At 59.6% G+C, this 12,970-nt stretch carries 9 protein-coding genes and 2 pseudogenes; 4 read left to right on the plus strand and 7 right to left on the minus strand.

What is annotated here, in order from left to right; translation table 11 throughout:
* Positions 1-32 precede the first annotated feature (32 nt).
* On the minus strand, positions 33-2,462 hold the full coding sequence (locus ACFMBG_RS18380) for a GcvT family protein (protein WP_421056147.1): 2,430 nt from the start codon (positions 2,460-2,462) through the stop codon (positions 33-35).
* A gap of 245 nt (positions 2,463-2,707) precedes the next feature.
* On the opposite strand from ACFMBG_RS18380, the gene ACFMBG_RS18385 reads away from it, so the two are divergent.
* A complete protein-coding gene (locus ACFMBG_RS18385) occupies positions 2,708-3,556 on the plus strand; it encodes a LysR family transcriptional regulator (RefSeq protein ID WP_421056148.1) in 849 nt (282 codons plus the stop codon).
* Between the two features lie 506 nt (positions 3,557-4,062).
* Complete coding sequence (gene menA / locus ACFMBG_RS18390; protein ID WP_421056149.1) at positions 4,063-5,025, plus strand: 1,4-dihydroxy-2-naphthoate octaprenyltransferase; 963 nt, start codon at positions 4,063-4,065, stop codon at positions 5,023-5,025.
* 487 nt (positions 5,026-5,512) lie between these two features.
* On the opposite strand, the gene ACFMBG_RS18395 is transcribed toward menA, so the two are convergent.
* Both ACFMBG_RS18395 and ACFMBG_RS18400 read right to left on the minus strand, forming a co-directional pair.
* Positions 5,513-6,604, minus strand: coding sequence for an aminomethyl transferase family protein (locus ACFMBG_RS18395; protein ID WP_421056150.1), 1,092 nt, complete (start codon positions 6,602-6,604; stop codon positions 5,513-5,515).
* Between the two features lie 16 nt (positions 6,605-6,620).
* Positions 6,621-8,162 (minus strand): trimethylamine methyltransferase family protein, encoded by a 1,542-nt coding sequence (locus ACFMBG_RS18400; RefSeq protein WP_421056151.1) that lies wholly within the window; start codon positions 8,160-8,162, stop codon positions 6,621-6,623.
* A 116-nt stretch (positions 8,163-8,278) separates the two neighbouring features.
* On the opposite strand from ACFMBG_RS18400, the gene ACFMBG_RS18405 reads away from it, so the two are divergent.
* Complete coding sequence (locus tag ACFMBG_RS18405; RefSeq protein WP_421056152.1) at positions 8,279-9,151, plus strand: LysR substrate-binding domain-containing protein; 873 nt, start codon at positions 8,279-8,281, stop codon at positions 9,149-9,151.
* A gap of 493 nt (positions 9,152-9,644) precedes the next feature.
* Here the strand turns inward: ACFMBG_RS18405 and ACFMBG_RS24185 are convergent.
* The 4 genes and pseudogenes from ACFMBG_RS24185 to ACFMBG_RS18420 all read right to left on the minus strand — a co-directional run.
* Positions 9,645-9,779, minus strand: a pseudogene (locus ACFMBG_RS24185) (IS110 family transposase); the annotation flags it as partial.
* Between the two features lie 208 nt (positions 9,780-9,987).
* Entirely contained in the window at positions 9,988-10,152 is a 165-nt protein-coding gene (locus ACFMBG_RS18410) for a hypothetical protein (protein ID WP_421056153.1), read from the minus strand.
* Between the two features lie 488 nt (positions 10,153-10,640).
* Entirely contained in the window at positions 10,641-11,366 is a 726-nt protein-coding gene (locus ACFMBG_RS18415) for a hypothetical protein (RefSeq protein ID WP_421056154.1), read from the minus strand.
* Positions 11,363-12,454, minus strand: a complete 1,092-nt coding sequence (locus tag ACFMBG_RS18420) for a GSCFA domain-containing protein (RefSeq protein ID WP_421056155.1) — start codon at positions 12,452-12,454, stop codon at positions 11,363-11,365. Before ACFMBG_RS18420 ends, ACFMBG_RS18415 begins: the two co-directional genes overlap by 4 nt.
* A gap of 288 nt (positions 12,455-12,742) precedes the next feature.
* On the opposite strand from ACFMBG_RS18420, the pseudogene ACFMBG_RS18425 reads away from it, so the two are divergent.
* Positions 12,743-12,895 (plus strand): annotated as a pseudogene (locus ACFMBG_RS18425) (DDE-type integrase/transposase/recombinase); the annotation flags it as partial.
* Between the last annotated feature and the right edge of the window lie 75 nt (positions 12,896-12,970).

Genomic DNA, 12,970 nt, shown 5'->3' on the forward strand with positions numbered 1-12,970 from the left:
TCCGTCATGTTCAGCTCCTTCAGGTGCCGGGATCAGGCCCGGGCGCGTGCGCTGGTTGGGTCGACGGCGCAGATGCCGATCACCTCGGCCTCGCGCATCTCGTTGTGGACCATTACCTGCAGGGAAGTGCCCTCGGCGGTGAACTCCTGCGGCACCAGCGCCATGGCGATGTCGTGGTTGCAGTAGTAGGAGAACCCGCCCGAGGTCACCCGGCCGATGAGCGTCCCGTCCTTGTAGACGCCCTCATCCGCCAGCACCGAGGTGTCGCAGAACGGCAGCTTCAGGGTGACCAGCGTGCGGTAGCCGCCCGCCTCCTTCTGCCGCAGCAGCGCCTCGCGGCCGATGAACTGCCGCCCCTCCAGCGCCACAAAGCGGTCCAGCCCGGCCTCGAACGGCGTCATGTCCTTGCAGATCTCGCGGTTGATCGCGCGGTAGGACTTCTCCAGCCGCATCGATTCCAGCGCCTCCAGGCCAAAGGGTTTGACGCCCGCCTTCAGCAGCAGATCAACCAGATGCCGGTTGTAGCCGGCCGGATGATGCAGCTCCCAGCCCAGCTCGCCGGTGTAGCTCACGCGCAGCAGATGAACGCCCTTGGCATAGCCTACCTCGCCCGTCTGCGCAGTCAGCCAGGGGAAGGCTTCGTTCGACAGGTCATTGTCGGTCAGCTGCTGCAGGATCTCGCGCGATTTCGGCCCCGCCAGCGCAATCACCCCCAGCTGTTCCGAGATATCCTCCATGACCACTGAGCCGTCATCCGGCAGCAGGCGCGAGAGATAGTCCCAGTTGTAGACCTGCCCGTTCGGGGTGGAGACCAGGTAGAAGTCGTTCTTGCCATAGCGGACGATGGTGTATTCGCCCTCCATGCCGCCCTGCGGGTTCAGCGCCACCGCCAGCGTCATGCGCCCAACCTTGGGCAGCTTGTTGGCCATGATCCCGTCCAGCCACTTGGCCGCCCCCGGGCCGCGCACGGTGAACTTGGTCATCGGCGACATCTCGATGAAGCCCGCCTCCTCGCGGGTGACGCGCACCTCTTCCTGCACCAGCTCCATATGGCTGGTGCGGCGGAAGCTGTGCTCGGGGACCGCCTCTTCTGGCGATCTGGCAAACCAGCGCGGGAACTCGTAGCCGTTGAAGGTGGTCCAGACCGCGCCCTGCGCGGTCAGCAGGTCATAGGACGGCATCGTCTTCATCGGCCGGGCGCCGGGGAAATCCTCGCCCGGAACATGGGCGTTCATATGGGTGCCCCAGGTCTCGCGCACCTTGTCCATGGTCCAGCGCTTAGCGGCATAGTCGCCGAACCGTCGCGGGTCGATCTCGGACATGTCGATGCCCGGGTGGCCATCAACGATCCAGCGCGCCAGCCGCTCGCCCATGGTGCCGCCCCACAGGATGCCGCCCGGCACGCCCTCGGCCAGCCACAGGTTCTCATGCCCCGGCGCCGGACCGCACAGCGGCAGCTCGTCCGGGGTCATCTGGAACGGCCCGCGGGTGTTGGCCTTGATGCCCACCTCGCCCAGGGCAGGCACCCGCTCCAGCGCCCGCTCCCACTGGGTTTCCACCGCCTCGAAATCCTCCGGCAGCAGGTCGGCGCCGAAATCAGGCGGCACGCGGTCTTCGGCAAACAGCTTCAGGTCCTTTTCGAACTCATACGGCCCGAACTGGAAGCCGCCCACATCCTCGCGCAGGTAGGCACCGTAATCCTCGTCGCGCAGGATCGGGAACTCCGGCAGGCCCGCGGCGCGGCGCTCCTTCAGCAGCGGCACGGTTTCGGTGGTCCAGTACTGGTGCACGATCGGGATGCAGGGCAGGTCCAGCCCCACCCGCCGGGCGTTCTCGCGGGCATAGTTGCCGGTGGCAAAGATCAGATGCTCGCAGGTGATCTCGCCCTTGCTGGTGGTCACCTTCCAGTGGCCGTTGTCCAGCTTCTCATACCCCTGCGCCTCTGTGTTCTGATAGACGGTTGCACCTTGGTCGCGGGCCAGCTTGGCCAGCCCCATGGTGATATCCGCCGGGTTCACATAGCCGTCTTGGTCATGCAGGATGCCGCCGCGGATGTTCCCGCTCTGTGCCAGCAGCGGATGGATCTCCTTGATCTCCTCCGGCGTCACCAGGCGGCAGGGCACGCCCGCGGCCTCGGCGATGGAGATATAGGACTGGAACTCGTCCCAGCGCTTCTGGGTGTTGGCCACCCGCAGCTGGCCGACCTGACGCAACCCGACAGAGGTGCCCAGCTTCTTCTCCACCTCGCCGTAGATGCGGATGGTTTCCATCGTCATCTTGGAGATGTTGTGCGAGCGCACGAAGGTCACCAGCAGGCCCGCCGCGTGCCACGTGGAGCCCGAGGTCAGCGTAGTGCGCTCCAGCATTACCGAGTCGCTGCAGCCGTGCTGGGTCAAGCCATAGAGGATCGAGGCCCCGACACAGCCGCCGCCAACGACAACCACCTTGGCATGTGACTTCATAACGCAACTCCTTCTTGCGGGCTGGCAGGCTGCGGAGACAATGCATCTTGGACGAGAGGCCCGCATACAGCGCCTAGTGTGAATGTTGCTGCATTTTGGCGTTACCACGGCATCCGGCAATTGCAAAAATTCTCAGCCTGGCTTAGCTGAATTTGCCCAAACGCCAGAAATCTTCAAGATTGCTTGCATCTTTTCACCCAAAGGATCAAATCACTTTGCCCAGCCGCCCTTATGATCTGCCCCGGATGAGCTCTCTGGTCAGCTTTGAAGCCGCTGCACGGAACGCCAGCTTCAAACTGGCGGCAGCGGAGCTGAACGTCACGCCAGCGGCGGTCAGCCATCAGATCAAGGCGCTGGAACGGGAAATGCAGTGCAGCCTGTTCCACCGCTTCCACCGCGGGGTCGAACTGACGGAAAGCGGCGCCTATCTGCTGGTTGCGCTGCAAAAGGGGTTTGAGGGGATAAACGATGCGTTTGAACAACTACGTGCGCAGCACGGGCACAGCTCGGTCACAATCCGTTCCACCACCGCGGTCAGTTCGCTTTGGCTCACGCCGCGGCTGGCGCATTTCTGGAAGAGCTACGAGCATATCTCGGTGGCCCAGATCGTCAGCGACACGGACAAGGATGCCGGCGGCTGCGACCTCAGCCTGCATTACGGCGACATGTCCCGGGAAAGCGGCGAGTGCAAAGCGCTGTTTCACGACCGGATCATGGCACTGGGCAGCCCGCGGTTTGCCGCGAGGCACAAGATCAGGGACGTCAGCGATATCGCCTCAATTCCCCTCATTCATCTGGAGGCGATCGACACCGGCTGGACAGACTGGCACGCTTGGGCCCGGGCGCTGGGATACTCCGGGCAGTTGAAGTCTGCCCACCGGGTCAACAACTATGTCATTGCGCTGCAGGCCGCCCAGGACGACATGGGCGCAGTGTTGGGCTGGGAGGGGCTGACTATGGACATGGTCGCCGCCGGCAAGCTGGTCAAGCTGCTGCCTCAGACCGTTGAATCCCCCTTGGATTTCTACGTCAAACTGCACAATCAAACGTCGGACAGAGCAAGGCTTGTTTTTAACTGGCTGGCCAACGCCTGACACAAGATGCGCCATTGAAGGCCGGATCAATGCCGATGGGTCTCAGCGACTTCAAAGCGCACCCGAATTTCCCAGACATGCTTTGGCAAGCGGGAAGGTTTCTGCCACACGACACGGCCTTGCTTCCAGGCCGGATGGCAAGAACGAACAGCGGGTAAATTGGCTATGGTCATCTTGGTGTACGCCGGTCCGCCTCAATCCGCCTCAGCGCCAACCCGGCGCTGGCGGTTCAGTCCAACATGCCGATGTGTGGATACGGAGGAGGTCTGCTCATAACCCTTTGCGGTCTTTGGGCCGCTTCTGTTTTGACGTCGAGCTCTACATAAGATCAGCATCCCGGCTGCTTTCTTGAGGAATAGACCTAGAGGAACTCCGCACCATGTGCAGGCCGCGTTGCACGAAAAAAATGTTTCAAGTCCAAGGCATTGACGCACCTAGCAGGGTGCACTGATGATACCTGCGAGATCCGTCGGGAATCCAATGCGCGGCAAGGAAAGGTAAGCAATTTGGCCAAGAGAGGTCCAAGTGCGGTCAATTGTTCCTCGAATGCCAAACGAGAGGAACTGGCGCGGCGCTCGCGTTCCGCCCGCTGGCTGCTGGCCGTGCGATTAAAGACGCTGGGGCTTTCTGTAGTCCCGGTGCTGGCGGGGACGTGGTTTGCCGCGCAGTCGGGTTTCTTGCGGGTGGATATCCTCGCCGTCACGATCCTGTCAGCAGCTGCTATCCAGATCGGCACGAATCTTTGGAACGATGCGGCCGACGCGTTTCGCGGCACCGACGGGCCAGATCGCCTCGGGCCGCCAAGAATGACATCGCTAGGCTTGCTTGCAGCGGAACATGTCCGCGCCGGCGCGCTGTTGGCGTTTGTGTTCGCATCCGCGTCAGGTCTTTATCTCACGGTTCTGGGCGGGTGGCCGATTGCTGTGCTAGGTCTCGTTTCGCTGTCATTAGGATTTTGCTACTCGATGGGACCTTATCCGCTCTCGGGTTCGCCGGTGGGTGAAGCTCTCGTGATTGCCTTCTTCGGCATCGCGGCTGTCTCCGGAACGGCTTATCTGCATGGGGTGCCGCCGAATGGGAAGATCCTGCTGCTTGGAGTTGTCATTGGCCTGCCCGCTGCCGCCGTACTTCTGGCCAACAACCACCGCGATCGGCAGCAGGACGCACGCTCCGGACGCCGCACTTTGGCAATCGTGATCGGGATTCAGGCATCGCGCGCGCTGTTTGCCGTGCTTTTGCTTTCGTCGATTGCCGGCAGCGTTTTCCTTGTTCAGCCCTGTGCGCTCGGTGCTCTTTCTTTCGTCCCTGCCGCCGCTCTGGCCGGTTTTCTGATCAAATTGATGGCCTGTCTGCCGGTGTCTAGCAGTCTAAACCGGCTGATTTTCGGGACATCGGTTTTTCAGGTTCTGATCCTCCTTGCTCTTGTTGTATCCGTGGCCATTTGCAGCAAGGGCACAGCTGTGCCATGACACTTTGACTCCATCTTGCCGGCCTGATGCCCGAACAAACCACGAGCCCGGTATGACACTTGCTGCAGCAGCCACACTTTTGCCCGCCGGAGCCCGAAACTCTGCTTCGAATTGGCCCGTAGAAATGGGGCTGGACACGCGCACTGCTGGTAGGCCTGGTCGTTCAGGTTTTGGCTCCAGGTCTTTGCAATGAACATTCCGACGCTCGTTCAGCCTCACTTCGGAAACGACTTGGCAGGACGGAACGTTGGCGGTGAACTGGCCGATGACAACTGCTTCGAGCGGTTGCGCAGGGCCGACATTCTCCGGGTTGGCTCTGCCCGCACACCCCCCGCTGCGCGGCGGAGGGCGGCCGTTTGAGCTCAATCGGTTGGGGGCCGCATTTTCTTAAGTGGCCTTTTTACGAGGCAAAATTTCTGACAAGCGGACGTGAGTGCCTTAATAATTAAAGAGTACCGATCACGCCCGCTGCTCATTTTTCAGCAGATTATTGATGCGTCCGCATCTTTTGCGGGTCGTAAACCGGGCTGCTTACCACTGTTGCGGCGGCTTGCAGCGTCTCGCTTTTGAGTTGCAGAACCGTTCCAGCGGCGATCCCGGGGCGGACATGGGCCAGCGCCAGCGATTTGCCCATCCGGTGCGAAAAGCAGGGGCTGTTGACCACCCCGATCTCCTCACCGTCGAGCAGCAGGGTTTCGCCGCCCTCCACCATATCTGCATGATCAATATCGAGGCAGACATTGCTGATCTTTTCCTGGCCCTTCGCAGCCATTACCGCATCCTTGCCGCGAAATCCGCCCTTGGAGCTGCTGACGGTAAAGCCAAGGCCAACTTCCCAGGGGGTGTGCGCCTCGGTCATGTCGTAGCCGTAGAACAAAAGCCCCGCCTCAATCCGCACCTTGTCGAGCGCGGTGAAGGAGCAGGGTATGACGCCTGCGTCGGCCAGCCTGTCCCAGATATCCGTGATCACGGCAGCGGCCGCAAAGATTTCATAGCCGCGCTCGCCCGAGTAGCCGGTGCGTGAAACCCTGCAGGGATAGCCGAACAGGGTTGTCGGCGCATGTTCGAAATAACCCAGCCCGGCCAGCTCAATGCCGCAATGGGCGTTTAATATCTCCAGTGCTGCGGGGCCTTGCACCGAGATGTCATGCAAGTCGTCTGTGAACTCCAGCCAAACGTCGCGGCCTTCGGCGGAGGCTTCGAGCAGCGCCATGGTATCGCCGGAGCCATGCACGATCATCCATTCATCGCCGCCGTTGTTGGAGACGATGGCATCGTCGGCAATGCCGCCGGCCTCTGTCAGCACGCAAAGGTAAGCCGCCTTGCCCGGCGCGAGTTTGGACAGGTCGCGGGTGGTCAAGTGGTCCAGCACCGCTTGCGCGTCCACGCCACGGACAAAGACCTTCTTCAGCGGCGACATGTCAAACATGCCGGCACGCTCGCGCACCGCGTCATGCTCGTCGTTCGGGTCGGTGCTGTAGGTCCAGGCGGTGCCCATGCCGTTCCAGTCCTCCAGCCCTGATCCCAGGGCCCTGTGGCGGGAGGCAAGCGCCGAGGTGCGGCTCAGTTCTTCGGTCATTTCTCTGTTTCCTTTCTCAGTACCATTCATCGGGCAGGGCAGCTTTGCGCTCCGCCACGAAATCATTCAGGGCCGAGCGGGTGTTCTCCGGCATTTCCGGCGGCTGGTAGGCCTCCAGCATCTGCTTCCAGCGTGCCGCGGCGCGCTGATCCGCGGTCATGCGGCCGTTTTCCTCCCAGGTCTCATAGGGGCCGCCTTCGGGTACCTGCGGCTCGAAGTTCGCAGTGGTGTAATGGCGCAGGGTGTGGCTGGTTGAGAGGAAGTTTTCACCCGGTCCCGCCTCGGCATAGGCATCGCGGCCAAAGGCCTCGTCACCGGTTTCAAATCCCTGCAGCATCTTCAGCATCGCGCCGCAGTGATCGAGGTCCATTACGAACTTCTCGTAGGACATCACCAGCCCGCCTTCGAGCCAGCCCGCCGCGTGCCAGACCTGATGGCCGCCGGACAGAAGCGTTGCCCACATGGCGCCGGTGCTGTCCTGCATCGCCTGGCCGTCTGCCGCGTTCGACGCGGTGACCTGCCCGCCGCCTGAGCGCACCGGCACCTCCAGCCGGCGGCCCAGCTGCGACAGCGCCATGGTTGTCAAGTTGGCCTCGGGCGAGCCGAAGGTCAGCGCGCCGGTGCGCAGGTTCATCGAGGAATGGAAGCTGCCGAACACCACCGGGCAGCCAGTGCGCACCAACTGGGCCAATGCAATGCCTGCCATGGCTTCGGCCAGGGTCTGGGCGGCCACCGCAGCGGGGGAAAGCGGTCCCATGGCGCCGGCAAAGATTGCGGGAGAGACGCAGACGCATTGGTTCGCCGCCGCGTAGAGGCGAAGCGACGTGGACATCACCTCGTCATAGATCAGCGGCGAGTTAACGTTGATATTGGCCTGCATGACCGCATGGCTGCCGATGAAGCCGGCGCCAAAGGCCAGCTGGGCCATATCCAGACTGTCCCGCGCACCCTGTGCGGATGTGACTGCGCCCATGAAGGGTTTGTCCGACAGGGTCAGATGCGCCAGCATCATGTCCAGATGCCGCTTGTTCACCGGCACATCCGTCGGCTCGACCACGGTGCCGCCGGAGTGGTGCAGAGCAGGCGACAGATGCGAAAGCTTCACGAAATTCCGGAAGTCTTCCAGCGTAGCGTAACGCCGGCCCTGGGTCAGGTCGGAGACAAAGGGCGAGCCGTATCCCGGCATCAGCACCAGATTGTCCCCGCCCAAGGTGACCGTACGGGCCGGGGCGCGGCCATGCAGCCGGAATTCGGCAGGTGCGGTTGAGCAGAGCTGACGGGCATGGCCTGGCTCGAACCGGACCCTGTTGCCTTCGATGCGCGCTCCGGTGCCGTCAAAGAGCGCCAGCGCGGTATCATCGCCGCGAAACTCGATGCCGATATGCTCTAGGATCCAGTCCGCCTGGCTTTCGATCCGGGCCAGCGCGGCCTCATCCAGCAGGTTGTAGGCGGGGATTTTGCGGCGCCGGATTACGGGCGCTGCTTGCGGTGCATTGTGCCGGGTCAGCCGCCCCCGGCGCGATCTGCCGCGCCGGGTGATATGCGTCTGAGCGTTCATATTTCCCAACGTGATAACTCCCAAGAAACTTCCTTGGGCCAATATTTTAAGAAAGGAGGCTGCCAGCAATCGATTTTATTTGCTCTCAGCGTTCAGTAAATTTAGACATCAAGAATATGCTGAAAAAATTCCGCCACCATGACAGCCTGCGCCTGTTCACTGAAATTGCCCGCTACCGCAGTTTTTCCTATGCAGCAGCGGCACTGAACATGACCAAGGGGGCGGTCAGCTATCAGGTCAAAACGCTGGAGGAGGACTTGGGCTTTGCCCTTTTCCAGCGCTATGCCCGCGGGGTTGAGCTGACGCCTGGCGGGCAAAAGCTTCTGGCTGCCAGTCAAAACCACTATGAGGCTATCGAGGCGGAAATCCTGGCATTGAAGGGGCTTTCTACCAGTACCCTGACCGTCGGTGTATCCACTTACTTCGCGGCCCGCTGGCTGTCGCCCCGGCTGATGTCCTTCATGCAGGAGCATCCGGATATCCAGCTGCGGCTGCAGCCGATGATCCGGCTGTTTGATCTGGAAGCGCAGGGCGTCGATATCGCGATCCGCTGGGGCAATGGTCAATGGGAGGACGGCGAAATCACCCCGTTTTTGCCATGCCCGGCTTTTCCCGCCGGCAACGCTGCAGCGCTGGAAAAAGTAACACGTCATGGCTGGGAAGAAGCGATTTCGACCTTGACGCTGTTGCGCGACCATGACGACAGCGACGCCTGGACAGACTGGCTGAACACCGCTGGTCTGCCGCACCAGACGCGGCGGGACACGCTGATCATCCCGGACCCCAACGTGCGGGTTCAGGCGGTTGTCGACGGCCAGGGGATCGCTCTGATGGACACCCTGATCGAACGGGAACTGGAAGAGGCAAAGCTGTTCTGCCTGTCACCACACGTGCTGCAGGATTACGGCTACTTTCTGGTCCGCCCGCGTAAAGCTGTACCGCTGGACAGTGTCATCGCTTTTAAAGGATGGCTGCAAAGCATTAGGTAGTCAAAGTCCTGCCAGCCCGCTTTCTTGAGTTTTTGCACGAACGGGTTTGGTTCCGGCTGCGAGGGTGCGAGCCAAACACGATTTCGCGGGCGTGCGAAAGTCTGAAATGAGGGGCCGCGCCGCAGCAATTCGAACTCTTGATCGAGGTCGGTTCAGGGCCGCTTCTTGCCGGTGGGTATTGCCGCCATGGCTCTGATGCTGCGCTGTTTCCAAGGTCAGCTTCGGGCCGTTCCCGTGGAAAAACACCTGACCTGCCCCCTGAAAACTGGATCGTTCGGAGCTGGAGTTTTCCCCTAAATTTCCCTGGCTGGGAACTTCCTAGTCGCCCATGTGGAAGCCTTGCAGCGGCAATCCGACGAGCACCCTGTGTCGATTGATGAAAGGCTTGGAAGGGCGGCAGCAAGGTACCGATTCGAGTAACCCGGCTAACCAACACCGCTTGTCCCTACCAGGACTGCAAAACCGAGCCGGCCCCTCGCTTCAGTTGCCACTCGGACGGGTACTGCTCAAGGAAAGTCAGAAACCCATCCGTCCGGGAGATTCTGTGAAACCGCTCGGCCTCAGGGAAATACAAGGGTAAGTAATGTGTCAGGATGCGGTGCCACAGCTCGGTCTTCGAGCGCCAAATGATCTCATTGGCCTTCGAAAGTTAATGAAAATCGGCAGCGCTCACCGCCAAACACTTATGGGTAACTGCAAGAAAAACCGGGCGCTTACGGGCCAAACTCACGGAGGACACAAGCTTTAGATCGACCCCCGCCTGGCCGAAATGATGCGCCAAAGTCCGATGGTAGCTGCCGGTTGCTTCCATCCTAATCCGAACTGGCTGGCCGTCATCAGAAAGTGTCACCATCAACACGATGGAAGTTGCCCAGGGTGTTTGTGATGGCCATGCAACGCCTCCGCATCTTGCCGGAAGCGCCAACCAGCACTTCGTGGTGGTGTTTGGAAATGTCGATGGTGACCAGTAAGGTCGAAGCGATAGAAAAGGTGGCGGTCATAGCTGGTCTCCTCCGCGATGTAGTCATGCATGACCACTTTTGAAACCTGAGACCCGGATATGGCCAACGGCTGCGCGACTTGAGGGCTGCGCGCGTGGCCATAACCACTTAGTGGCTAATCTTCCCGGCGCGCTACGGCCCCGAGTTTCTCGTGCGTCTGCCCGAGGAGTGGGTCAAACTGAACAAGGCCGAATTGGACTTCTGGACGCCCAGAAAACTAATACAATCACATACATCGAAGGCTTCAACAGCCGACTGGGCTAGAAACGTATGAATGCGTCTTGTTTTTGTTAATGGCAGACGCCAGTTTCCGAATCAACGCTTCGACGGTCGGTTACAACGAACTACGGGTTCATTCATCACTCGGGAACTTAGCGCTCAACGAATATGCGGCCCGACTGAACAGAACCGAAAGGTTGCATGACGCGCGGACCAGAAACGGGGCGATCTCCAGTAGCCGGAAACCTCTCATTCCATGTAGTTCAAGGTTACGTGAGAGTACCAGAGGGTACCAATCTTACACGGTCCAGGAATGCTCGCAGTGCAAGTTCCCCAAAACTCGCATTCATATGAATGATATCGTTGTCGCGATGCAATGAGCCGTCGTTATTGGAGCGTCCAGTTTCCAGTCTGCTCGAGTTTTGCGAAAATCGCGGGTCCGTTGCGACTTCGTCGACAATGGTTTCATGTGGCTGGGGAAAAATGATTGTCTCTAAAGGCGTCAGGAACGTCTCTTGCAACAGGACGGTTTGATCCTCATAGGTGCTTCGCGCCAACGGCCTTTTCTTAGGTGGATAAGCGCGCAGTGGAGCGGGCGTGAAGTAAATCGGCTTGGATGTGATCGCGCGCAGTTTCTTCAAGACCTGATGCGCGGGAGATGCTTGAAACTGATCAAGCACCATGCGATTGTACACACCCTGCGAATATTCAGGACGATCGTAACTGGCGACTACCTGCTTTTGTAACCCGCAGACCAGGAACAAATCGAAAAGCGCCGGGTCGATCTTTTCAAACCCGCCCGAGGTGTATTTGATTACCTCACGCAGGCTTTCAGTATGGGGAACTAGGCACTGGTCCTTCAGCGAAAGCGCGTTAATCATGCCACCGCGCGCGGCGAAAAAGGTCAGATCTATGCTTGGAAACTGGCTGGCAAGCTTTTCCCAGGCGCGCCGCCAAGCGCCGCAATGGCTATTGCCGATAATGGCGATTTTCATCTTGGCTCTTTCCCGAAAGCGTCCAGAATTTCTTCTTCGCAAACAATGTTTTGGGAAGACTGTTTTTTCTTTAACGCCGGTTTCGCGGCTTTAATGTCCCTACGGACCTTTTCGCCTGCGGCAGGGCCCCTGGCGCCGAAGGCTGCCTCGAGGTCGCGGAAAAAGCTGTCCATGACGAAGGCAACACCCTGCCTGGCGACGCTACGCTGGTTCGGTTCGAAGAAAGCCCCGCGGAAAGGGGGGGAGGTGATGATTTCGTATGATGGGAAGTAATCAATACACCGCTGGTTGTCGGACAATTTACCCGCGACGGCGCGCAGAATCGATTTCGATTGTGAGGATGCGACTAGAACATGCTTTCCGGACGCCGTCGCGGTTAATGGAACCGGCGAGACAGTCAGCAGGATTTGAAGCTTAGGGTTGGCCTTGCGGCAGATCGCTATTGCCGCACGCAGGGCCGTTAGAACAGTTTTATAATCCATGTTATCAAAGACATGTTTCGCCCCGTCAAACGTGCCAGCAGTGGTTCCAGGGCACATAGGGTATTCGTAGCCGTGGCTCTGGTTCAGCCAACGCTCGGTCAGGCCCAAGGTAAACACAAAGACATCCGCTTCAGAGACACTCCGCCGGAGTGAGCGCAATACCTCCTGGCGGGACCGAAGGAGTTCCTCTTTGGAGGCGAACCCCCCCGGCTCGATGGCTGGGCGGAATGGGTCGTAGAAGCGTCCGGCCTGCTCCCAGATCTCCGCGGGCGCCTCCGCCTCACCGAAGGCCCATTGCAGCCATTGCAGCAGTAGCGACGTGGTGTAGATGTTTCCAGTGCGGCTGGAGAATATTCCATAGTTGTATTCGGCGGCACTTTCCTGGCTAAGGCCTTTGGGTGCTTCTTCGGTCAGAAACCAGTTAAAGCCACGTTCCCGAAGAGCCCGTCCGATGTGCTGTGCGAAACAAGATCCGTATGTCGAAACCTTGTGGGACGGCCTAATTCGAAACTTAGGGGACCACAGACCTTCGATTTCCAGAAAGCACTTTTCTGCAACAGACGGTCTCCAGAACGATTTTGATGGAAGAGAGGAATATGGGTTCATCCGAACGCCTCAAGGTAAGCTTTTCCTGGACCAACCATTACATAACCTAAACCGGTGGGTGCTAAAAGTGTTTTTCCGAATGTCCTTCTCTCAACCTTACACTCGGCGTGTCTCTGCCCCTTAAACTTGGGCCACTATTTTTACCCAAGAGGGGGGTGATGGAACTCACCCCGTTTCTGGTCCAGTCATCATGCGACCTTTAGGGTTTCCTTCAGTTCGGCCGCAAATGCGATTGACATCAAGTTTCCAAGCGATGAACGGGGCTGAGTTTCATTTTGGTCTTGACCTGAGCGAATATGCAAGCGCACCGGCTACCCAGCCACCATCCGTGTTGACCAGGGCAGTGAGTTTATCTCGAAGGATATGGACCTTTGGGCCTATGCCAACGGCGTGACATTGGACTTCTCCCGTCCGGGCAAACCTACCGACAACGCCTTCATAGTGACGTGCTCCCCGCAGAGTCCGCGGTTATTAGTTCGCCCTGTTCAGGGTTTGGTCCTCTACTGACCGTTGGTG

Origin of the sequence: Leisingera coralii (assembly GCF_049056525.1) — a bacterium.
Taxonomy (GTDB): Bacteria; Pseudomonadota; Alphaproteobacteria; order Rhodobacterales; family Rhodobacteraceae; genus Leisingera; species Leisingera coralii.

Excerpts from the sequence above, each read along its gene's own strand:
- ACFMBG_RS18410 (WP_421056153.1), bottom strand. The coding sequence starts at position 10,152 with ATGACCGCCACCTTTTCTATCGCTTCGACCTTACTGGTCACCATCGAC.
- ACFMBG_RS18420 (WP_421056155.1), bottom strand. The coding sequence starts at position 12,454 with ATGAACCCATATTCCTCTCTTCCATCAAAATCGTTCTGGAGACCGTCT.
- ACFMBG_RS18385 (WP_421056148.1), top strand. The coding sequence starts at position 2,708 with ATGAGCTCTCTGGTCAGCTTTGAAGCCGCTGCACGGAACGCCAGCTTC.
- ACFMBG_RS18395 (WP_421056150.1), bottom strand. The coding sequence starts at position 6,604 with ATGACCGAAGAACTGAGCCGCACCTCGGCGCTTGCCTCCCGCCACAGG.
- ACFMBG_RS18415 (WP_421056154.1), bottom strand. The coding sequence starts at position 11,366 with ATGAAAATCGCCATTATCGGCAATAGCCATTGCGGCGCTTGGCGGCGC.
- ACFMBG_RS18405 (WP_421056152.1), top strand. The coding sequence starts at position 8,279 with ATGCTGAAAAAATTCCGCCACCATGACAGCCTGCGCCTGTTCACTGAA.
- ACFMBG_RS18400 (WP_421056151.1), bottom strand. The coding sequence starts at position 8,162 with ATGAACGCTCAGACGCATATCACCCGGCGCGGCAGATCGCGCCGGGGG.
- ACFMBG_RS18380 (WP_421056147.1), bottom strand. The coding sequence starts at position 2,462 with ATGAAGTCACATGCCAAGGTGGTTGTCGTTGGCGGCGGCTGTGTCGGG.